20 protein-coding genes are annotated in these 20,257 nt (G+C 57.0%); 16 read left to right on the top strand and 4 right to left on the bottom strand.

Translation table 11 applies throughout. The features are described from left to right. Positions 1 to 462: 462 nt before the first annotated feature. From mnmG to glmS, 16 genes are all read left to right on the top strand, one after another. Entirely contained in the window at positions 463 to 2,355 is a 1,893-nt protein-coding gene (mnmG, locus tag HBN63_RS19685) for a tRNA uridine-5-carboxymethylaminomethyl(34) synthesis enzyme MnmG (RefSeq protein WP_170050576.1), read from the top strand. Next, positions 2,355 to 3,002: a 16S rRNA (guanine(527)-N(7))-methyltransferase RsmG gene (rsmG, locus tag HBN63_RS19680; RefSeq protein ID WP_170050575.1), complete on the top strand. Its 648-nt coding sequence runs from the start codon at positions 2,355 to 2,357 to the stop codon at positions 3,000 to 3,002. Before mnmG ends, rsmG begins: the two co-directional genes overlap by 1 nt. Positions 3,003 to 3,014: 12 nt before the next feature. After that, positions 3,015 to 3,803, top strand: a complete 789-nt coding sequence (locus tag HBN63_RS19675; protein WP_090254191.1) for a ParA family protein — start codon at positions 3,015 to 3,017, stop codon at positions 3,801 to 3,803. Between the two features lie 10 nt (positions 3,804 to 3,813). Then, on the top strand, positions 3,814 to 4,686 hold the full coding sequence (locus tag HBN63_RS19670; protein WP_090254189.1) for a ParB/RepB/Spo0J family partition protein: 873 nt from the start codon (positions 3,814 to 3,816) through the stop codon (positions 4,684 to 4,686). A 157-nt stretch (positions 4,687 to 4,843) separates the two neighbouring features. Further along, positions 4,844 to 5,251, top strand: a complete 408-nt coding sequence (locus tag HBN63_RS19665) for a F0F1 ATP synthase subunit I (protein WP_160086322.1) — start codon at positions 4,844 to 4,846, stop codon at positions 5,249 to 5,251. Positions 5,252 to 5,265: 14 nt separating this feature from the next. After that, positions 5,266 to 6,135 carry a F0F1 ATP synthase subunit A gene (gene atpB, locus HBN63_RS19660; RefSeq protein WP_160086320.1) on the top strand — a complete coding sequence of 290 codons (870 nt, stop codon included), beginning with the start codon at positions 5,266 to 5,268 and terminating at the stop codon, positions 6,133 to 6,135. A 116-nt stretch (positions 6,136 to 6,251) separates the two neighbouring features. Further along, a complete protein-coding gene (gene atpE, locus HBN63_RS19655; protein WP_003097235.1) occupies positions 6,252 to 6,509 on the top strand; it encodes a F0F1 ATP synthase subunit C in 258 nt (85 codons plus the stop codon). A gap of 56 nt (positions 6,510 to 6,565) precedes the next feature. Then, positions 6,566 to 7,036 carry a F0F1 ATP synthase subunit B gene (locus HBN63_RS19650; protein ID WP_090254183.1) on the top strand — a complete coding sequence of 157 codons (471 nt, stop codon included), beginning with the start codon at positions 6,566 to 6,568 and terminating at the stop codon, positions 7,034 to 7,036. Between the two features lie 15 nt (positions 7,037 to 7,051). Further along, on the top strand, positions 7,052 to 7,588 hold the full coding sequence (locus HBN63_RS19645) for a F0F1 ATP synthase subunit delta (protein WP_170050574.1): 537 nt from the start codon (positions 7,052 to 7,054) through the stop codon (positions 7,586 to 7,588). Between the two features lie 21 nt (positions 7,589 to 7,609). After that, positions 7,610 to 9,154, top strand: a complete 1,545-nt coding sequence (gene atpA, locus HBN63_RS19640) for a F0F1 ATP synthase subunit alpha (RefSeq protein ID WP_090254179.1) — start codon at positions 7,610 to 7,612, stop codon at positions 9,152 to 9,154. Between the two features lie 50 nt (positions 9,155 to 9,204). After that, positions 9,205 to 10,065, top strand: a complete 861-nt coding sequence (gene atpG, locus HBN63_RS19635) for a F0F1 ATP synthase subunit gamma (RefSeq protein ID WP_090254176.1) — start codon at positions 9,205 to 9,207, stop codon at positions 10,063 to 10,065. A gap of 30 nt (positions 10,066 to 10,095) precedes the next feature. Further along, positions 10,096 to 11,472, top strand: coding sequence for a F0F1 ATP synthase subunit beta (gene atpD / locus HBN63_RS19630; RefSeq protein WP_090378655.1), 1,377 nt, complete (start codon positions 10,096 to 10,098; stop codon positions 11,470 to 11,472). A gap of 83 nt (positions 11,473 to 11,555) precedes the next feature. After that, entirely contained in the window at positions 11,556 to 11,981 is a 426-nt protein-coding gene (locus tag HBN63_RS19625; protein ID WP_090254171.1) for a F0F1 ATP synthase subunit epsilon, read from the top strand. 130 nt (positions 11,982 to 12,111) lie between these two features. Continuing rightward, positions 12,112 to 13,476 (top strand): bifunctional UDP-N-acetylglucosamine diphosphorylase/glucosamine-1-phosphate N-acetyltransferase GlmU, encoded by a 1,365-nt coding sequence (gene glmU / locus HBN63_RS19620; RefSeq protein WP_170050573.1) that lies wholly within the window; start codon positions 12,112 to 12,114, stop codon positions 13,474 to 13,476. 128 nt (positions 13,477 to 13,604) lie between these two features. Next, positions 13,605 to 14,372: a DeoR family transcriptional regulator gene (locus tag HBN63_RS19615; RefSeq protein WP_160086316.1), complete on the top strand. Its 768-nt coding sequence runs from the start codon at positions 13,605 to 13,607 to the stop codon at positions 14,370 to 14,372. Between the two features lie 10 nt (positions 14,373 to 14,382). Continuing rightward, positions 14,383 to 16,233, top strand: a complete 1,851-nt coding sequence (glmS, locus tag HBN63_RS19610; protein ID WP_170050572.1) for a glutamine--fructose-6-phosphate transaminase (isomerizing) — start codon at positions 14,383 to 14,385, stop codon at positions 16,231 to 16,233. Positions 16,234 to 17,754: 1,521 nt separating this feature from the next. On the opposite strand, the gene HBN63_RS19605 is transcribed toward glmS, so the two are convergent. The 4 genes from HBN63_RS19605 to HBN63_RS21730 form a co-directional block, all read right to left on the bottom strand. Beyond that, entirely contained in the window at positions 17,755 to 18,276 is a 522-nt protein-coding gene (locus tag HBN63_RS19605) for an RES domain-containing protein (RefSeq protein ID WP_170050571.1), read from the bottom strand. Beyond that, positions 18,273 to 18,836, bottom strand: coding sequence for an antitoxin Xre/MbcA/ParS toxin-binding domain-containing protein (locus tag HBN63_RS19600; RefSeq protein ID WP_170050570.1), 564 nt, complete (start codon positions 18,834 to 18,836; stop codon positions 18,273 to 18,275). The genes HBN63_RS19605 and HBN63_RS19600 overlap by 4 nt, the downstream gene beginning before the upstream one ends. A 433-nt stretch (positions 18,837 to 19,269) precedes the next feature. Further along, entirely contained in the window at positions 19,270 to 19,542 is a 273-nt protein-coding gene (locus tag HBN63_RS19595) for a ribbon-helix-helix domain-containing protein (RefSeq protein ID WP_170050569.1), read from the bottom strand. Between the two features lie 480 nt (positions 19,543 to 20,022). After that, a partial coding sequence (locus HBN63_RS21730; RefSeq protein WP_223181889.1) for a hypothetical protein occupies positions 20,023 to 20,257 on the bottom strand: 235 nt, incomplete at its 5' end.

The following is a 20,257-nucleotide window of genomic DNA, read 5'->3' as shown; positions in this document are numbered from 1 at the left end:
CAGGCCTTTGCCTGGGCGCAATAGCGATGACAAGACACTTATTTATCCACTTAAGCCCTGTGGAAAACCGAGCCTAAGCCCTGCCTATAACCCGGTGATAAAAATGAGGATAACCACCCCTGTGGATAACCATACATTTAATCCACAGCTTGCGTACGGCAACTGAACAGGCAGATGGCAGGATTAGCACAGACTTTTTAAACGCTGTAAGCATTGAATCCATTGATCTGTAGCGATCTATCCACAGAAAAGCCGTTGCTAAGTAATAAACATATAAACAAGGCTTTATAAAAATTCTCTCTTTTATTCTTTATTAACCGACAAGGCCGAACAGCGCTCAAGCGAGCTGGCTATTTTTTGTGCAAAAGGCTTCTTTCACACCGGCTAAATCCCTATACTTGCCGCCTTTCCCGCTTTTCAACCCAAAAAGCCCCCCATTTCTCAACAGGCACGAGGTGCGTGGTGGATTTCCCTTCCCGTTTTCAGGTGATCGTCATCGGCGGCGGTCATGCCGGTACCGAAGCTGCGTTGGCAGCTGCACGCATGGGGGTAAAAACCCTGCTGCTGACCCATAACGTGGAAACACTCGGGCAGATGAGCTGCAACCCGGCGATTGGCGGGATCGGCAAGAGCCACCTGGTCAAGGAAATCGACGCCCTCGGCGGCGCCATGGCTGAAGCCACCGACAAAGGTGGTATCCAGTTCCGTGTACTGAACAGCCGCAAGGGGCCAGCGGTACGCGCCACTCGCGCCCAGGCTGATCGCGTGCTGTACAAAGCCGCGATTCGCGAAACTCTGGAAAACCAGGCCAACCTGTGGATATTTCAGCAGGCAGCCGATGACCTGATCGTCGAAAACGACGAAGTCAAAGGCGTGGTCACCCAGATGGGTCTGCGTTTCCTCGCGGATTCCGTGGTGTTGACCACTGGCACCTTCCTCGGTGGACTTATCCACATAGGCCTGCAGAATTACTCTGGCGGTCGCGCGGGTGATCCACCCTCGATTGCCCTGGCTCAACGTTTGCGTGAATTGCCGCTGCGCGTCGGTCGCCTGAAAACCGGCACGCCGCCACGTATCGACGGCCGTTCGGTGGACTTCTCGGTAATGACCGAGCAGCCAGGTGATACACCAACCCCGCTGATGTCCTTCCTCGGTCGTGCCGAGCAGCAACCGCGTCAGGTCAGCTGCTGGATCACCCACACCAACGCGCGTACCCACGAAATCATCGCGGCCAACCTTGATCGCTCGCCGATGTACTCCGGGGTAATCGAAGGTGTCGGCCCGCGCTATTGCCCGTCGATCGAAGACAAGATCCACCGCTTCGCCGACAAGGACAGCCATCAGGTATTTATCGAGCCAGAAGGCCTGAATACCCATGAGCTGTATCCCAACGGCATCTCCACCTCGCTGCCGTTCGATGTGCAATTGCAGATCGTGCGCAGCATTCGTGGCATGGAGAACGCGCATATCGTCCGTCCCGGTTACGCCATCGAGTACGACTACTTCGACCCGCGCGATCTCAAGTACAGCCTGGAAACCAAGGTGATTGCGGGGCTGTTCTTCGCCGGGCAGATCAACGGCACCACCGGTTACGAAGAAGCCGGTGCGCAAGGTTTGCTCGCTGGTTGCAACGCCGCATTGCGCGCCCAGGGTAAGGACAGCTGGTGTCCGCGTCGCGACGAGGCCTACATCGGGGTACTGGTCGACGACCTGATTACCCTGGGTACCCAGGAGCCGTACCGCATGTTCACTTCGCGCGCCGAATACCGGCTGATCCTCCGTGAAGACAACGCCGACCTGCGCCTGACCGAGAAAGGCCGCGAGCTGGGTCTGGTCGATGATGTGCGCTGGGCCGCGTTCGAAACCAAGCGCGAAGCCATCGTGCAGGAAGAACAGCGCCTGAAAAGCACCTGGGTACGCCCGGGTACGCCTCAAGGCGATGCGATTGCCGCCCACTTCGGCACGCCGCTGACCCACGAATACAACCTGCTTAACCTGCTGGCCCGCCCAGAAATCGATTACGCCGGGCTGGTCACCATCACCGGTGGTGGGGCGCAGGACCCACAAGTGGCCGAACAGGTCGAAATCAAGACCAAGTACGCCGGCTATATCGACCGTCAGCAGGACGAAATCGCCCGCCTGCGCGCCAGTGAAGACACCAAGCTACCGCTTGATATCGACTACGCAGGCATTTCCGGCTTGTCCAAGGAAATCCAGCACAAACTTGGTAACAGCCGCCCGGAAACCCTCGGCCAGGCCTCGCGGATTCCCGGCGTTACCCCGGCAGCGATTTCCCTGCTGCTGATCCACCTGAAAAAGCGTACTGCCGGTCAGCAGTTGGAGCACAGCGCCTGATGTCGTTGGTTACCGCACGTCATGCCGAAGAACTGAGCCAGGGCGCTCTGGAGCTGGGTGTCGAACTCAGCGTGCAGCAGCACGAACAGTTGCTGGCCTACCTGGCCCTGCTGATCAAGTGGAACAAGGCCTACAACCTCACCGCAGTGCGCGACCCAAATGAAATGGTGTCGCGCCATCTGCTCGACAGTCTCTCGGTGGTGCCTTTCGTCAACGAGGCTGGGAATAATTGGCTGGACGTTGGCAGTGGCGGCGGCATGCCGGGCATTCCCCTGGCTATCCTGTTTCCTGAGCGGCAGTTCACCTTGCTCGATTCCAACGGCAAGAAGACCCGCTTCCTGACTCAGGTGAAGCTGGAGTTGAAACTGGCCAACCTGCAAGTTATCCACAGCCGCGTCGAAGAGTTCACCCCGGCTGTGCCGTTCAGCGGTATCTGCTCGCGGGCGTTCAGTTCGCTGGAAGATTTCAGCAACTGGACTCGCCATCTGGGCGATGGTCAGACCCAGTGGCTGGCGATGAAAGGCGTGCACCCGGATGACGAGCTGCAGGCCCTGCCAGCGGACTTTCGTCTCACCGCTACCCATGTACTCAAGGTTCCCGGTTGCCAAGGTCAGCGCCATCTGTTGATACTGCGTCGCTCGGTTTAGGGGGAACGCAGCATGGCTAAGGTATTCGCAATCGCTAACCAGAAAGGCGGCGTGGGCAAAACCACCACCTGCATCAATCTGGCTGCTTCGCTGGTGGCGACCAAGCGCCGCGTGCTGTTGATCGACCTCGACCCCCAGGGCAACGCGACCATGGGCAGCGGTGTGGATAAACACGGCCTGGAGCATTCGATCTACGACGTGCTGATAGGTGAATGCAACCTGGTCGATGCCATGCAGTTCTCCGAGCACGGAGGCTACCAGTTGCTGCCGGCCAACCGCGACCTGACCGCCGCCGAAGTCTCGCTGCTGGAAATGAAAATGAAGGAAAGCCGCCTGCGTTATGCGTTGGCGCCAATCCGCGAGAATTACGATTACATTCTCATCGACTGCCCACCGGCGCTGTCGATGCTGACGATCAACGCCCTGGTGGCCGCCGATGGGGTGATCATCCCCATGCAGTGCGAGTACTACGCGCTTGAGGGCTTGAGCGACCTGGTCAACAGCATTCAGCGCATCGCCGAGATCCTCAATCCCAAGCTGAAGATCGAAGGCCTGCTGCGCACCATGTACGACCCGCGCATCAGCCTGACCAACGATGTGTCGGCGCAGCTCAAGCAGCACTTCCCTGACCAGCTCTATGACGTGGTCATCCCGCGCAACGTGCGTCTGGCTGAGGCGCCGAGCTTCGGCATGCCGGCGCTGGTGTATGACAAGCAATCCCGTGGCGCCATTGCCTACCTGGCGCTGGCCGGCGAATTGGTACGCCGCCAGCGCGCAAGTGCCCACACCGCAACCGCATAAGGAAATACCCATGGCTGTGAAAAAACGAGGACTCGGACGCGGTCTGGATGCCCTGCTGGGCGGCACCAGTGTCAGCGCCTTGCAGGAAGAGGCCGCGCAGGTCGACAGCCGTGAACTGCAATACGTACCCCTGGACCTAATACAGCGCGGTAAATACCAGCCGCGCCGTGACATGGACGCCACCGCTCTGGAAGAACTGGCGCAGTCGATCAAGGCCCACGGCGTGATGCAGCCGATTGTGGTGCGGCCGATTGGCGAAGGACGTTTCGAGATCGTTGCCGGCGAACGCCGCTGGCGTGCCAGTCAGCAAGCCGGCTTGGACAAGATCCCGGCCATGGTTCGCGAATTGCCGGACGAAGCGGCCATTGCCATGGCCCTGATTGAGAACATCCAGCGCGAAGACCTCAACCCCATCGAAGAAGCCATGGCGCTGCAGCGTCTGCAGCAAGAGTTCCAGCTGACTCAACAGCAGGTCGCCGATGCTGTGGGCAAATCTCGGGTCACCATCAGCAACCTGCTGCGCCTGATTGCCCTGCCGGAAGAGATCAAGACGCTGTTGTCCCACGGTGATTTGGAAATGGGCCATGCCCGTGCGTTGCTCGGTCTACCCGCTGAACAGCAGACTGAAGGTGCGCGACATGTTGTCGCACGCGGCCTCACTGTGCGCCAAACCGAAGCACTGGTGCGCCAGTGGTTGAACAGCAAAGAGAAGCCAGCAGCAGTGGCTAAAGTTGATCCGGACATCACCCGTCTGGAACAGCGCCTGGCTGAGCGCCTGGGCTCGCCGGTGCAGATCAAGCACGGGCAGAAAGGCAAAGGGCAGCTGGTGATCAGCTACAGCTCGCTGGACGAACTGCAGGGCGTACTCGCCCACATTCGCTGAAACAATTGAGCGTGTAGCGACTAGTCGGAAATCACTACCCGACAGTTGAATGGGGGGGGAAGCACCCCTATACTCTGCGCGCATTTCGTCGGCACAAAGTATGCCAAGTTATTGATTTCAGGTGCCGACGCCCGAGTTCAGCTTTCAGGAAAACAAGATGGACGTTCGCACGCCGAATCGCCTGCCCTTCCATCGTTTAGCTGTTTTCCCGGTACTGCTGGTGCAACTGCTGGTACTGCTGTTGCTGGCCCTGGTGTTGTGGCAGTGGCAAGGCTCAGTAGCAGGCTACTCCGGGTTGTGTGGTGGCCTGATTGCTTGGCTGCCGAATCTGTACTTTGCCCACAAGGCGTTCCGTTTTAGTGGAGCGCGGGCTGCTCAAGCCATCGTCCGGTCTTTTTATGCCGGTGAGGCGGGCAAACTGGTTTTAACGGCAGTGCTGTTTGCACTGACCTTTGCAGGTGTGAAACCTCTGGAACCGCTGGCAGTATTTGGCGTGTTCGTCCTGACCCAGTTGGTCAATTGGTTTTCGCCCCTGCTGATGAAAACAAGACTTTTAAGACCTTAGCGCTCGAGGGATATATGGCAGCAGCAGAAACCGCTTCGGGTTATATCCAGCACCACTTGACCAACCTGACCTACGGTCAGCACCCGGTCAACGGCTGGAGTTTCGCCCACAACGCAAAAGAAGCTCAGGAAATGGGCTTCTGGGCATTTCATGTCGACACCCTGGCGGTGTCTGTCGTGTTGGGCCTGTTTTTCATCCTGCTGTTCCGTGCCGCTGCTAAACGCGCCACTTCCGGGCAACCAGGCAAGCTGCAGAACTTCGTTGAAGTCCTGGTCGAGTTTGTTGACGGCAGCGTCAAGGACACCTTCCACGGCCGCAACGCGCTGATCGCACCGCTGGGCCTGACCATCTTCGTCTGGGTCTTCCTGATGAACTTCATGGACCTGATCCCGGTAGATTGGTTGCCTATGCTGGCGGCAAAAATTTCCGGCGACCCGCACCTGTACTTCCGCGTCGTGCCGACCACTGATCCAAACGCTACCCTGGGCCTGGCCCTGTCGGTATTTGCTCTGATTCTGTACTACAGCATCAAGGTCAAAGGTATTGGTGGTTTCATCGGCGAGCTGACCCTGCACCCGTTCGGTAGCAAGAACGTTTTCGTTCAAGCCCTGCTGATTCCGGTCAACTTCCTGCTTGAATTCGTGACCCTGATCGCTAAGCCGATTTCCCTGGCACTGCGTCTGTTCGGCAACCTGTATGCCGGCGAGTTGATCTTTATCCTCATCGCGATCATGTTTGGCGGCGGTTTGCTGCTGGGCGCGCTGGGTATTGCCCTGCAGTGGGCGTGGGCTGTGTTCCACATCCTGATCATCGTGCTGCAGGCGTTCATCTTCATGATGCTGACCATCGTCTACCTGTCGATGGCGCACGAAGACAACCACTAAGAGCGCTCAGGCGCTCGCAGTGGACGCCCGCAAGGGCAACTAGAAGTACCGATTTTGCTTTACCGCTTTACCTTAGAAAACCTTAACCAATACGACATAAAAAGTCGGGAGGAAAGATGGAAACTGTAGTTGGTCTGACCGCTATCGCTGTAGCACTGCTGATTGGCCTGGGTGCCCTGGGTACCGCCATTGGTTTCGGCCTGCTGGGCGGCAAGTTCCTGGAAGGCGCTGCGCGTCAGCCAGAAATGGTTCCGATGCTGCAAGTGAAAATGTTCATCGTCGCCGGTCTGCTCGACGCCGTGACCATGATCGGTGTTGGTATCGCACTGTTCTTCACCTTCGCGAACCCTTTCGTTGGTCAAATCGCAGGCTAATTCACTCGTTTTCGAGTGAATTGGTTTGATGGACAACGAACGAGCGAGGTGTTGGCGTGAACATTAATGCAACCCTGATTGGCCAGTCCGTTGCCTTCTTCATCTTCGTGCTGTTCTGCATGAAGTACGTGTGGCCTCCGGTCATTACGGCTTTGCAAGAACGTCAGAAGAAGATCGCAGACGGCCTGGACGCTGCTAGCCGTGCGGCTCGTGACCTGGAGTTGGCCCAAGAGAAAGTGGGTCAGCAACTGCGCGAAGCCAAAGGCCAAGCAGCCGAGATCATTGAGCAAGCCAAGAAACGCGGTACCCAGATCGTCGACGAAGCCCGTGAACAGGCCCGCGTCGAAGCTGACCGTGTGAAGGCCCAGGCTCTGGCCGAGATCGAGCAGGAACTGAATGGTGTCAAAGACGCGCTGCGTGCCCAACTGGGTAGCCTGGCCGTTAGTGGTGCCGAGAAGATCCTGGGCGCATCTATCGACCAAAACGCGCATGCGGAGCTGGTTTCCAAACTGGCAGCCGAAATTTAAGCGAGGGGCGCGATCATGGCAGAACTGACCACGCTGGCCCGACCTTACGCTAAGGCTGCTTTTGAGCACGCCCAGGCCCACCAGCAGCTGGCCAATTGGTCAGTCATGCTCGGCCTGGCTGCAGCGGTGTCGCAAGACGACACCATGCAACGCGTGCTTAAGACTCCGCGTTTGACGAGTACAGACAAGGCCACCACGTTTATTGACGTGTGTGGTGACAAGTTCGACGCCCAGGTACGCAATTTCATTCACATCGTCGCTGAAAACGATCGCCTGGCTTTATTGCCACAGATCGTTGAACTGTTCGAGCTGTACAAAGCCGAGCAGGAAAAGTCGATCGACGTGGACGTTACCAGTGCCTTCGCATTGAGCGATGAACAGCAAGACAAACTCGCCAAGGTTCTCAGTGCACGGCTCGGTCGAGAAGTGCGTCTGCACGCCGCGGAGGATGCCACCCTTATCGGTGGTGTCGTGATCCGCGCCGGCGACCTGGTTATCGATGGCTCAGTTCGCGGCAAAATCGCGAAGCTGGCCGAAGCATTGAAATCTTGAGTTTGAAGGGGCAGCAGAGCTATGCAGCAACTCAATCCTTCCGAAATAAGTGAAATCATCAAGGGGCGTATCGAGAATCTCGATGTCGCCTCTCAAGCCCGTAACGAAGGCACTGTCGTCAGCGTATCTGACGGTATCGTGCGTATTCACGGTCTCGCCGATGTAATGTACGGCGAAATGATCGAGTTCCCGGGCGGCGTCTACGGTATGGCACTGAACCTGGAGCAAGACTCCGTCGGTGCTGTTGTGCTGGGTGCTTACACCAGCCTTGCCGAAGGCATGAGCGCCAAGTGCACCGGCCGTATCCTCGAAGTTCCGGTTGGTCCGGAACTGCTGGGTCGCGTTGTCGACGCACTGGGTAACCCAATTGACGGCAAAGGCCCGCTGAACAACGTCGCTACCGACGCTGTTGAAAAGGTTGCGCCGGGCGTGATCTGGCGTAAGTCGGTCGACCAGCCGGTGCAAACCGGTTACAAGTCGGTCGATGCCATGATCCCGGTTGGCCGTGGCCAGCGTGAGCTGATCATCGGTGACCGTCAGATCGGTAAAACCGCTCTGGCCATCGACGCCATCATCAACCAGAAGAACAGCGGCATTAAGTGCGTCTACGTAGCCATTGGTCAGAAGCAATCGACCATCGCCAACGTGGTACGCAAGCTGGAAGAAAACGGCGCGTTGGCTAACACTATCGTTGTCGCAGCTTCCGCTTCCGAATCCGCTGCTCTGCAGTTCATTGCACCGTACGCCGGTTGCACCATGGGCGAATACTTCCGCGACCGCGGTGAAGACGCGCTGATCGTTTATGACGATCTGTCCAAGCAAGCAGTGGCTTACCGCCAGATTTCCCTGCTGCTGCGCCGTCCGCCAGGCCGTGAAGCCTACCCAGGCGACGTGTTCTATCTCCACAGCCGTCTGCTGGAGCGCGCTTCCCGCGTTTCCGAAGAGTATGTTGAGAAGTTCACCAATGGTGCTGTGACTGGCAAAACTGGTTCCCTGACCGCTCTGCCGATCATCGAAACCCAGGCTGGCGACGTTTCCGCGTTCGTTCCGACCAACGTGATCTCGATCACCGACGGTCAGATCTTCCTGGAATCGGCCATGTTCAACTCGGGTATCCGTCCTGCGGTCAACGCCGGTATTTCGGTATCTCGCGTGGGTGGTGCTGCACAGACCAAGATCATCAAGAAGCTTTCCGGTGGTATCCGTACCGCTCTGGCTCAGTACCGTGAACTGGCAGCATTCGCCCAGTTCGCTTCTGACCTGGACGAAGCCACTCGTAAGCAACTTGAGCACGGTCAGCGCGTTACAGAACTGATGAAGCAGAAGCAATATGCGCCAATGTCGATCGCTGACATGTCGCTGTCGCTGTATGCCGCCGAGCGTGGTTTCCTGGTCGATATCGAAGTCGCCAAGATTGGTGCATTCGAGCAGGCCCTGATTGCTTACTTCAACCGGGATCACGCCGCACTGCTGGCGAAGATCAACGAGAAGGGTGACTTTAATGACGAAATCGACGCTGGCCTGAAAGCCGGTATCGAGAAGTTCAAGGCCACCCAAACCTGGTAAGCCGCAGCGGGGGCCGTGAGGTCCCCGCTTGCTAACCCGATAGGTGTCAAATGGCAGGCGCAAAAGAGATTCGCAGCAAGATTGCGAGCATCAAAAGCACGCAGAAGATCACCAGCGCCATGGAAAAGGTGGCGGTCAGCAAAATGCGCAGAGCACAAATGCGCATGGCTGCTAGCCGTCCCTACGCGGAGCGTATCCGCCAGGTGATTGGTCATCTGGCCAACGCCAACCCGGAATACCGTCACCCGTTTATGATCGAGCGCGAAGTTAAGCGCGTTGGTTATATCGTGGTGAGCTCGGACCGTGGTCTGTGTGGTGGTCTGAACACCAACCTGTTCAAGGCTCTGGTCAAAGACATGGCGAGCAATCGCGAGCAAGGCGTGGAGATTGATCTCTGCGTAGTTGGCAGCAAAGGTGCGGCGTTCTTCCGCAACTTTGGTGGCAACATCGTTGCTGCGATCAGCCACCTGGGCGAAGAACCGTCGATCAATGATCTGATTGGTAGCGTCAAGGTAATGCTCGATGCCTACCTTGATGGTCGCATCGATCGTTTGTCCGTGGTCTCGAACAAGTTCATCAATACCATGACGCAAAAGCCGACAGTGGAGCAGTTGATTCCGCTGGTGGCCGATCCGGATAAAGAACTCAAGCACCACTGGGATTACCTGTACGAACCCGACGCCAAAGAGCTGCTCGACGGCTTGATGGTGCGTTACGTGGAGTCGCAGGTTTACCAGGCAGTGGTTGAGAACAACGCGGCTGAACAAGCGGCCCGGATGATCGCGATGAAGAACGCCACCGACAACGCTGGCGATATCATCAAAGACCTGCAGTTGGTTTACAACAAGGCTCGTCAGGCAGCGATCACCCAGGAAATTTCGGAAATCGTCGGCGGCGCTGCCGCGGTTTAAGCACGGTTCAAATATTCAGAGGAACCAAAGATGAGTAGCGGACGTATCGTTCAAATCATCGGCGCCGTTATCGACGTGGAATTCCCGCGTGATCAAGTGCCGAGTGTTTATGAAGCGCTGAAAGTAGTCGGCGCCGAAACCACCCTGGAAGTTCAGCAGCAGCTGGGCGACGGCGTGGTACGTACCATTGCGATGGGTTCGACCGAAGGCCTCAAGCGTGGCCTGAGCGTCGGCAGCACTGGCGCAGGTATCCAGGTACCGGTTGGGGTGAAAACCCTCGGCCGTATCATGGACGTGCTGGGCAACCCAATCGACGAAGCTGGCCCGATTGGAGAAGAAGAGCGTTGGGGCATTCACCGTGCCGCGCCTTCCTATGCCGAACAAGCTGGCTCCAACGAGCTGCTGGAAACCGGCATCAAGGTTATCGACCTGGTTTGCCCGTTTGCCAAGGGCGGTAAAGTTGGTCTGTTCGGTGGTGCCGGTGTAGGCAAAACCGTAAACATGATGGAACTGATCCGTAACATCGCCATCGAGCACAGCGGTTATTCCGTGTTCGCCGGTGTGGGTGAGCGTACTCGTGAGGGTAACGACTTCTACCACGAGATGAAGGACTCCAACGTTCTCGACAAGGTAGCCCTGGTTTACGGTCAGATGAACGAGCCACCAGGCAACCGTCTGCGCGTAGCACTGACCGGCCTGACCATGGCCGAGAAGTTCCGTGACGAAGGCCGTGATGTTCTGTTCTTCGTGGACAACATCTACCGTTACACCCTGGCCGGTACCGAAGTATCCGCACTGTTGGGCCGTATGCCTTCCGCGGTGGGTTACCAGCCGACCCTGGCCGAAGAAATGGGCGTTCTGCAAGAGCGTATTACTTCGACCAAGACCGGTTCGATCACCTCGATCCAGGCCGTATACGTACCTGCGGACGACCTGACAGACCCAAGCCCGGCGACCACCTTCGCCCACTTGGATGCCACCGTTGTACTGTCCCGTGACATCGCTTCCCTGGGTATCTACCCAGCGGTCGATCCACTCGACTCGACGTCGCGCCAGCTGGACCCGATGGTTATCGGCCAGGAGCACTACGACACCGCTCGCGGCGTGCAGTACGTACTGCAGCGCTACAAAGAGCTGAAGGACATCATCGCGATTCTGGGTATGGACGAACTGTCCGAAGCAGACAAGCAGCTGGTATCCCGTGCTCGTAAGATCCAGCGCTTCCTGTCCCAGCCGTTCTTCGTGGCCGAAGTCTTCACCGGTTCGCCAGGCAAGTACGTTTCCCTGAAGGACACCATTGCCGGCTTCAGCGGCATTCTGAAAGGTGACTACGATCACCTGCCAGAGCAGGCGTTCTACATGGTTGGCAGCATCGAAGAAGCTGTTGAGAAAGCGAAGAAACTGTAATCACCCGTGCGCCCGGCAACGGGCGCTTACGGTCTGTTTATTCACGCAGTAGTGGTTAAACAGATCGATACGTGAGGTTAGACATGGCTATGACAGTCCATTGCGACATCGTCAGCGCAGAAGGCGAGATCTTCTCCGGTCTGGTCGAGATGGTGATTGCGCACGGTAACCTGGGTGATATCGGTATCGCTCCAGGCCACGCGCCGCTGATCACCGACCTCAAACCGGGTCCGATTCGTCTGGTCAAGCTGGGTGGCGAAACCGAGGTGTTCTACATCTCCGGTGGCTTCCTCGAAGTTCAGCCGAGTGTGGTGAAAGTTCTCGCCGATACCGTGCAGCGTGCTGCCGATATCGATGAAGCTGCTGCTCAGGAAGCCCTCCGGGCTGCCGAGAATGCCTTGAATGAGAAGGGCGCGGAGTTCGATTACGGTTCCGCAGCCGCTCACCTGGCTGAGGTCGCGGCTCAGCTGCGTACCGTTCAGCAGTTGCGCAAGAAGTTCGGCGGTTAATTCCGACGCTTCATCGCAAACGAGTAAAAGGGTAGCCTTGGCTACCCTTTTTCTTTGCCTGCTGTTTTTACCTTTTCAGTTGGCCGGGCTAGGGATTTAGCCCGCCTTCGTCTGCCTGGAATCCGCTCTTATGTCGCTCGATATCGTTATCCTCGCCGCCGGCCAAGGCACCCGCATGCGTTCCGCCTTGCCGAAAGTCCTGCACCCGGTTGCTGGCAAAGCCATGCTTGGCCATGTGATCGACACCGCCCGCCTGCTGAAACCGCAAGGCATTCATGTGGTGATCGGCCATGGCGCGGAATTGGTGCGCGAGCGACTGGCGGCGGATGATCTGAATTTCGTGCTGCAGAGCGAACAACTGGGCACCGGCCATGCCGTGGCTCAAGCGCTGCCGGCGTTGAGCGCCGAGCGTGTGCTGATTCTCTACGGTGATGTGCCGCTGATCGAAGTGGAAACCCTGCAGCGTCTGTTACAGCAGGTCAGCGAACAGCAACTTGGCTTGCTCACGGTCAATCTGAACGACCCAGCGGGCTACGGCCGCATCGTGCGTGATGAGCAGGGTGTGGTGAAGGCCATCGTCGAGCACAAGGACGCCAGCGCCGAGCAGCGCCTGATCCGTGAAGGCAACACCGGTATTCTCGCCGTCCCGGGGAAAAAACTGGGCGACTGGCTCGGTCGTCTGTCCAACAGCAACGCCCAGGGTGAGTACTACTTGACTGACGTAATCGCCATGGCCGTAACCGATGGCCTGGTGGTCGCCACCGAACAGGCTGCTGATGAGATGGAAGTGTTGGGAGCCAACGATCGCATCCAACTTTCGCAGCTGGAGCGCCACTATCAGTTCCGCGCCGCGCGCCGCTTGATGGTGCAGGGCGTGACCCTGATCGACCCGGCGCGTTTCGACCTGCGCGGTGAAGCCACGGTAGGTCGTGATGTGTCGATCGATATCAACGTAATCCTCGAAGGCCAGGTGGTGATCGAAGATGGCGTGCAGATCGGCCCTAACTGCGTGATCAAAAACTCGATCCTGCGCAAAGGCGCCATCGTCAAAGCCAACAGCCATCTGGAAGGTGCCGAAGTGGGTGAGGGTGCCGATTGCGGTCCATTCGCCCGCCTGCGTCCGGGTTCGGTGCTGGGCGCCAAAGCCCATGTGGGTAACTTCGTCGAGCTGAAGAACGCCAAGCTGGGGGAAGGCGCCAAGGCCGGCCATTTGAGCTACCTGGGCGACGCCGAAATCGGCGCGCGGACCAATATCGGCGCCGGCACCATCACCTGCAATTACGACGGCGCCAACAAGTTCAAGACCGTAATGGGTGAGGACGTGTTTATCGGCTCCAACAGCGCCCTGGTCGCCCCGGTGACGCTGGGTGATCGCGCCACCACCGGTGCCGGCTCGGTGATTACTGGTGATGTGCCGGATAACACCCTGGCCGTTGGGCGCGCGAAGCAGCGCAATATCGAAGGCTGGAAGCGCCCGGTGAAAATCACCAAGTAGGCTGCTTTGGCTGCTGTGTGAGCAGCAACACAAAAGGTGGCTCTGCCGCCTTTTGTCGTTTTCAGGCTTGACGAAAAAGCTTCATTAGGTTTTGATTCGCGCCAATATCTTTCGAATCGAAACTTAGCATGTCGAAACGCAACACTCCGCAGCGTCGCCACACCATTCTTGCCCTGCTCGCCGAGCAAGGTGAGGTGAGTGTGGACGAGTTGTCGAAAGCGTTCGCCACCTCGGAAGTGACCATTCGCAAAGACCTCGCCGCCCTCGAAAAGAGCGGCCTGCTGCTGCGTCGTTACGGCGGTGCAGTACCCATGCCGCAAGAGCTGATCAGCGATATCCAGCCGATCTCCCAGTACAAGCAGGCCATCGCCCGTGCGGGCGTGGCGCGCATTCGTGAACATGCGCGGATCATTATCGACAGCGGCACCACCACCGCGGCAATGATCCCGCAGCTTGGGCACAAGCCCGGTCTGGTGGTGATGACCAACTCGCTCAACGTGGCCCGCGCCATCAGCGAGCTGGAGCACGAGCCGGTGTTATTGATGACCGGTGGTACCTGGGACCCGCATTCCGAGTCGTTCCAGGGCCAGGTCGCGGAGCAGGTGCTGCGCTCTTACGATTTCGACCAGTTGTTTATTGGCGCCGATGGCATCGACCTGAACCGTGGCACCACCACTTTCAATGAATTGCTCGGGCTAAGCCGAGTGATGGCGGATGTGGCGCGTGAAGTGGTGGTGATGGTCGAGAGCGACAAGATCGGCCGCAAGATTCCCAACCTGGAGCTGCCCTGGAGCGGTATCCATACCCTAATCACCGACGAACGCCTCAGCCCTGAGGCGCGTGAACAATTGACCGAGCGCGGCATCAAGCTGATCTGCGCGGCTGTTGAAGCTTAAGGAGAAGATTATGTGTGGCATCGTAGGCGCAGTCGCCGAACGCAATATCACCGCTGTGCTGGTTGAAGGCCTCAAGCGCCTGGAATACCGCGGCTACGACAGCGCCGGCGTGGCGCTGCTGACGGATAAAGGCGACCTCGACCGTCGCCGCCGTGTGGGCAAGGTCAGCGAATTGGAAAGCGCGCTAAGTGCCGAGCCGTTGGCCGGTCGCCTGGGTATCGCCCACACCCGTTGGGCCACCCATGGCGCACCGAGCGAGCGCAATGCCCACCCACACTTCTCTGGCCATGATCTGGCAGTGGTTCACAACGGCATCATCGAGAATCACGAAGAACTGCGTGCCCAGCTCAAGGGCATGGGCTACGTGTTCAGCTCCGATACCGACACCGAAGTGATTGTGCACCTGCTCGACCACAAGCTGAAAACTCAGCCGGATCTGACCGTGGCACTGAAAGAGGCGGTCAAGGAATTGCACGGTGCCTACGGTCTGGCGGTGATCAGCGCTAAGCAGCCGGATCGTCTGCTCGCCGCCCGCAGCGGCAGCCCGCTGGTGATCGGCCTGGGCCTGGGTGAGAACTTCCTCGCCTCCGACCAGCTGGCTCTGCGTCAGGTCACCGACCGCTTTATGTACTTGGAAGAAGGCGATATCGCCGAAATCCAGCGCGATAGCGTGCAGATCTGGGATGTATCCGGCCAGCCGGTGGTGCGCGAGAGCGTGCAATACCACGAAGGTGCGGAAGCCGCCGACAAAGGCGAGTACCGCCACTTTATGCTCAAGGAAATCCACGAGCAGCCCAAAGTCGTGCAACGCACCCTGGAAGGCCGTCTGGGTTCTGATCACGTGCTGGTTCAGGCTTTCGGTCCGCAAGCTGCTGAGCTGTTCGCCAAGGTGCGCAACGTGCAGATCGTTGCCTGCGGCACCAGTTATCACGCCGGTATGGTCGCCCGTTACTGGCTGGAAGGCCTGGCTGGGATTCCTTGCCAGATCGAAGTGGCCAGCGAGTTCCGCTACCGCAAGGTGGTGGTGCAGCCGGACACCCTGTTTGTCAGCATCTCCCAGTCCGGCGAAACCGCCGACACCCTGGCCGCCCTGCGCAATGCCAAGGAGCATGCGCCTGGGCAGGGCGGTTACCTGGCCAGCCTGGCGATTTGCAACGTTGGCATCAGCTCGCTGGTGCGTGAATCCGACCTGACCCTGCTAACCCAGGCCGGCCCGGAAATCGGTGTAGCCTCAACCAAAGCCTTCACCACCCAGCTGGTCGCGCTGATGCTGCTGACTCTTTCCCTTGGCCAGGTGCGTGGCACCCTGGATAAGGCTCTGGAAGCCGAGCTGGTGGACGAACTGCGCCGCCTCCCAACCCGCCTGGGCGAAGCCCTGGCCATGGACAGCGTGGTCGAGAAAGTCTCCGAGCTGTTCGCCGAGAAGCACCACAGCCTGTTTCTCGGCCGTGGCGCGCAGTACCCGGTGGCGATGGAAGGCGCGCTCAAGCTCAAGGAAATTTCCTATATCCACGCCGAAGCCTACCCGGCTGGCGAGCTTAAGCACGGCCCGCTGGCGTTGGTCGACAGCGATATGCCGGTGGTCACCGTGGCGCCGAACAACGAGCTGTTGGAAAAGCTCAAATCCAACCTGCAGGAAGTGCGCGCCCGTGGCGGCGAGCTGCTGGTGTTTGCCGACGAGCAGGCCGGCATGAGCAATGGCGAGGGCACCCATGTGGTGAACATGCCGCACATCCACGACGCCCTGGCGCCGATCCTCTACACCATTCCGCTGCAGCTGCTGTCCTACTACGTCGCTGTGCTCAAGGGCACCGACGTCGACCAGCCGCGTAACCTGGCCAAGAGCGTAACGGTTGAGTAAGCAGGAGCCAGCTGATGCGGCGTTAGTTTTAGAAAATAAAAACTGTCGCTGGAAAATAAAAACTGTCGCAACGCAGGTCTGGCTCGCTGCCCCTGTGTTACGGCAGATGGGTGTCGCTTAGCAGACCCTTCCCAATCTTGATGCCCTAGATTTCTAATTATGTTGTTGCGAATCCAACGTGAAGAGTCGCTGCGCTCATTTCTTGCGCGGAGTTTCTATGTAAATAGATACAGCCCCGCAATAGCAGAACTTAAGAAAAATGCGAACTTCGGAATCTTAAGCGAGCGAATCGAAGAAATCGGTAAGGCAATGGGATGGCTGGGTTGTTATGGATTTAACCGGCTGCTTCATAATCATACGTTTTATCCTAGGACTGCATTTCTGCATGAAGAAGAAGACATATCTTATTCTGGGCGGGAATATCATTCGTCAGTGTGTAATTTTGAGTTAGCTACGACACCATCGCTATTTTGTCCCGAGTGCGTAAGGGATGATATCGCATATTTAGGGTTCTCTTATTGGCGAAGAGAACATCATCCGCAAATTACGGTGTGTGCCAAGCATAACGTGTGTCTCGAATCAAAATGCCCATTTTGCTTAAAACCGTTTTCTCATAAAAACCATGAATTAGACGTCATGTGGAAAGGGTGTAAAGGATTCTATCTAAGTGAGACCCCCTCCAGGAAAAACCATAAAGCCTCGGAACTTAAGAAAGCCAAATTCTTCAGAGATGTTTTCAGTTTTGACTCCGTGATATCTATCGAGGCAGTACGCTCAGCTCTGACACAAAGGGCTGGTGACAGGAGGCCCCATGTCCGAGAAAAGTTAGTTGCCGCGAAGTATCTTCACGAATTCATCAAAATCCTCTGCGACGAGTTTGGGGATTATTGGAATTTTGAAGATATATATGTTGGAGATAATTGTCGTGTATGGGGATTTGTATTAACGTTCTATGGTGGTTTTGAGGATTTCTTAAGCCATCTTAAGTGCAATGACTACAGACCTAGGAAAGTAGAGTCGCTTTGGTCTACTTACGAGAGTGGTACTTATCAGTTTGTTCAGTATACACGTGAAGATTATGTGTACGGTGTAGGGCACTGGTCTAGCACGCTTTCATCAAAACAATTATCCGAATATCGCGGAGATTATTCCGGCCGGCCAGTAGATTACCGCTGCTGTAACGAGGTGTCACCCTTCTATAAAACTCGATCTCTCCAGCCGCGCCCTGTTAGTTCGCCACCTCCAAGTGTTCCTATACTTTTAAGACACCCGTCAGAGTATTGAGGTTAAAGTTTTGTTAAGGTGAAGACTCAAAATCGGAAAAACTTTACTCGTAAACACTAAGTGTCCTCCGGCCGCTGACGCGCTTTACGATCAGCGATGAGGACATGCTGCCGCAGCAGTAACCCCAAACCCGATTACACAAAACTCTGCCCACTTTCATTTTTGGCGGTGATCCCAGTTACTTTCGGACTGTCGATGTCAGTACACGGATGGTTAAACGCCCCCGATGAGAGGCAATTAGCCGTGACGAGTGCTGCTCATTAGCGGCCACGGTGGATTCAACCGCGTATCCAGACGCAAGCGCTCTTGTAAAACAAGCTCATACTTGCCGGTAGCCAACTCGGGGTTCATGAGTAGATTCCAGCTGTGTGGGTTCACAGAAGAAGGCACCAGAAGGAAAGGATGCTGGGTAAGCAAGGCATCGCCAAATTGCTGCTGGCCACCACTGGGCGTTCCAGGGAAAAGCCAGTTTGGGTTCGGAACAGACTGGTCGTCGATAGTGAAAACAGACGATAAATCTGTAATCCGCGCACAGGTCAGCATCATCCGCACAGTATCTAAGGACTCGAAGCCTTTATGAACAGCAACTTCTAGGATGGCGGTTGACGAGTCTAGGCTGCCGTAAACCACTCGAACACCTTTCGAGTTCCACCGGCCCCCGACCTTCTCGGCACCAATCCCGCTATCCCATGTTGCACCAAACTCTTCAGGGTCCAACCTCCAAATGAATAGGTCGCCGCTCCCTGGCCTCATGATCATTGGTAGACCCCGTACTCCAGACGGGTCAGGAACTCACTCACCAGTTGCGTGCCGATCGAGTTATCCAGTAGGTCGATGGGTCTCCTGCCATCAAGGCCGATGGCAGGCTTTGACATCCATGCTTCTGCAAGCTCAGGAGTACCGATCACCCTGATTGCCTGTTCTAGGATCTGAGCGCCCAGGAATGCTCGGGCACTCTGCTCTGAGTTCAATGGCTCTGCTGGTTTCTGCTGACGCCGCTGAATGGTTCGTTCAGAAAGGCCTGTCAGAGCCATCAGCAGATAGTCGCTATTGAACATCTGGAGCGACTTCGTGAACTCAGTGAGGGCGGCAATCGTGATCCCTTCTTTGGTCACGCGATACACCGCTCCCAGATCATCAGGCGAAGCTCCGCTAGTGAGAAGGCTGGCCACCAGCGCACTCTTGGAGAGATCTGTACTCTTCCCTTCGAGCGTGGCTTTGTAGCGCTCGGCTGCGTAACGCGTTTTAAATAGCACGCCCTTACTTTTTACGACGGCTGCTTTGGCTTTTCCGGCTCTGCCGGGGGCTGCCGCTTCCATAAGCACCTCCCTTTTTCTTTTCGTCACGTGACGCTTAATATTGCGCCAGATGCCGAAAGTGTGCACCTGATTAGTAAGTCATGCCAGTACCGTTCGGAATACGAGAGGCCCCTGAGAGTCAGTCGAATCTCACCAGCGATCGGGCCGCTCGGGCTTTCCGAAGGTTTCGTCCAACGGTAGTTCGTGCAGTTCTAGGTGAGTGACGCCCACGCTTGATGCATCGGAGCCATCCATATGAACAAGGGACTGGGTCGCTGTCGCGCACGCCCGGTGAGTAGCTGCTGGGCTACAGACGGATACCTACCTGAATTACACAAGGAGAGCTCGGCGTAGGCTTAGGTTGCACCGACTTGATGGTGACTACTGATTGCACGGCTGCAAATTGCTCAAACTGGCGTAAGACGAGCCGCTTTGTTCGTCAGCTCCAACTCCATCAGCGAGGCACCGGCAGCGGGTTGTCGGTGCTAAGGCTGCCGGCCCAGGCCTGAACTGTTTGGTGATCGATCATGCTGTCGGTGTCCACCTCGGCCAGGGCCTCGCAGGTCAGGCGGGTGCGCTCTTCTTCCTGATCAATCCAAGCGGCCAAGGCCTGTTTAACAATCCAGTCCGTTGAGCATCCCACACGCTCGGCCAACTGATCGACTTTCTTGGCGAGTTGCGCTGGGACATGAGCCGTGATGACCCTAGTTTCGATTGGGCAAACCATAGTGGGTTACTCCTATGCTACGAAGAGCAGTGGAATCTCGTGAGACATTGTCATCCATTATGGCCGGCCGCTCCGTTACCGCCGAGCCGACGGCACCTTCGTCGTCGAGCAATTCTTCAAGCTCGCCCATACCTGCCTGAAAAGCCCCAACCAGATACCATTGCCGGACGGTTACGATTCTAGGGCTATCAGTGTTGATAGGGATCACACAAATAGAAAAGCCCACCTTTGACGGGCGGGCTTTCGGGTGTCTCCAAGGGGAGGCAGGGATGCCAACAAATTCTCGGAGCAAGCAGTATTAGGGTACTCGCTTTCCTGAAGTGCCGCCAACGACCATTAGCAGCATGTGACCACTCCGTACCTAGCTAAGGATGGCAAAATGCTTTCACTAAGATTGATTGCAAGGCATCACTGTAGCCTACGGCCTATGTAAGTTCACGAGAGTGAAATAGCTAGGTTGATTCGGTTCTCATTTCGTAGTCACCCACCACTGACCGGCTGATTCTGGCCCTGAGGCGTCGGACTCGACTGACGGGAGCCGGCCGATTCTGTTGAAAAAGTCCCGTCTCGATTTTTGCCCATGAAAGAGCGGCGATTTTCAAGGTAGTTGTCGCGTGAGCGTGTCACGCTGCCTTTGATGTTTGCTGCAGTACCGCTTCCCGCTCCGGGTTCAGGCACACGATTGGTGCCAGCACCCAGTTCCTGATGTTGCCGC

Origin of the sequence: Pseudomonas sp. WS 5011 (assembly GCF_012985775.1) — a bacterium.
Classification (GTDB): domain Bacteria; phylum Pseudomonadota; class Gammaproteobacteria; order Pseudomonadales; family Pseudomonadaceae; genus Aquipseudomonas; species Aquipseudomonas peli.
This window is presented reverse-complemented; position numbering and strand designations above follow the sequence as displayed.

Coding starts and splice junctions, on each gene's coding strand:
- atpA (WP_090254179.1), top strand. CDS start 7,610: ATGCAGCAACTCAATCCTTCCGAAATAAGTGAAATCATCAAGGGGCGT.
- atpG (WP_090254176.1), top strand. CDS start 9,205: ATGGCAGGCGCAAAAGAGATTCGCAGCAAGATTGCGAGCATCAAAAGC.
- HBN63_RS19645 (WP_170050574.1), top strand. CDS start 7,052: ATGGCAGAACTGACCACGCTGGCCCGACCTTACGCTAAGGCTGCTTTT.
- HBN63_RS19675 (WP_090254191.1), top strand. CDS start 3,015: ATGGCTAAGGTATTCGCAATCGCTAACCAGAAAGGCGGCGTGGGCAAA.
- HBN63_RS19600 (WP_170050570.1), bottom strand. CDS start 18,836: ATGGAAGCGGCAGCCCCCGGCAGAGCCGGAAAAGCCAAAGCAGCCGTC.
- HBN63_RS19595 (WP_170050569.1), bottom strand. CDS start 19,542: ATGGTTTGCCCAATCGAAACTAGGGTCATCACGGCTCATGTCCCAGCG.
- rsmG (WP_170050575.1), top strand. CDS start 2,355: ATGTCGTTGGTTACCGCACGTCATGCCGAAGAACTGAGCCAGGGCGCT.
- atpE (WP_003097235.1), top strand. CDS start 6,252: ATGGAAACTGTAGTTGGTCTGACCGCTATCGCTGTAGCACTGCTGATT.
- HBN63_RS19615 (WP_160086316.1), top strand. CDS start 13,605: ATGTCGAAACGCAACACTCCGCAGCGTCGCCACACCATTCTTGCCCTG.
- HBN63_RS19665 (WP_160086322.1), top strand. CDS start 4,844: ATGGACGTTCGCACGCCGAATCGCCTGCCCTTCCATCGTTTAGCTGTT.
- atpD (WP_090378655.1), top strand. CDS start 10,096: ATGAGTAGCGGACGTATCGTTCAAATCATCGGCGCCGTTATCGACGTG.
- atpB (WP_160086320.1), top strand. CDS start 5,266: ATGGCAGCAGCAGAAACCGCTTCGGGTTATATCCAGCACCACTTGACC.
- glmU (WP_170050573.1), top strand. CDS start 12,112: ATGTCGCTCGATATCGTTATCCTCGCCGCCGGCCAAGGCACCCGCATG.
- HBN63_RS19625 (WP_090254171.1), top strand. CDS start 11,556: ATGGCTATGACAGTCCATTGCGACATCGTCAGCGCAGAAGGCGAGATC.
- HBN63_RS19605 (WP_170050571.1), bottom strand. CDS start 18,276: ATGATCATGAGGCCAGGGAGCGGCGACCTATTCATTTGGAGGTTGGAC.
- glmS (WP_170050572.1), top strand. CDS start 14,383: ATGTGTGGCATCGTAGGCGCAGTCGCCGAACGCAATATCACCGCTGTG.
- HBN63_RS19670 (WP_090254189.1), top strand. CDS start 3,814: ATGGCTGTGAAAAAACGAGGACTCGGACGCGGTCTGGATGCCCTGCTG.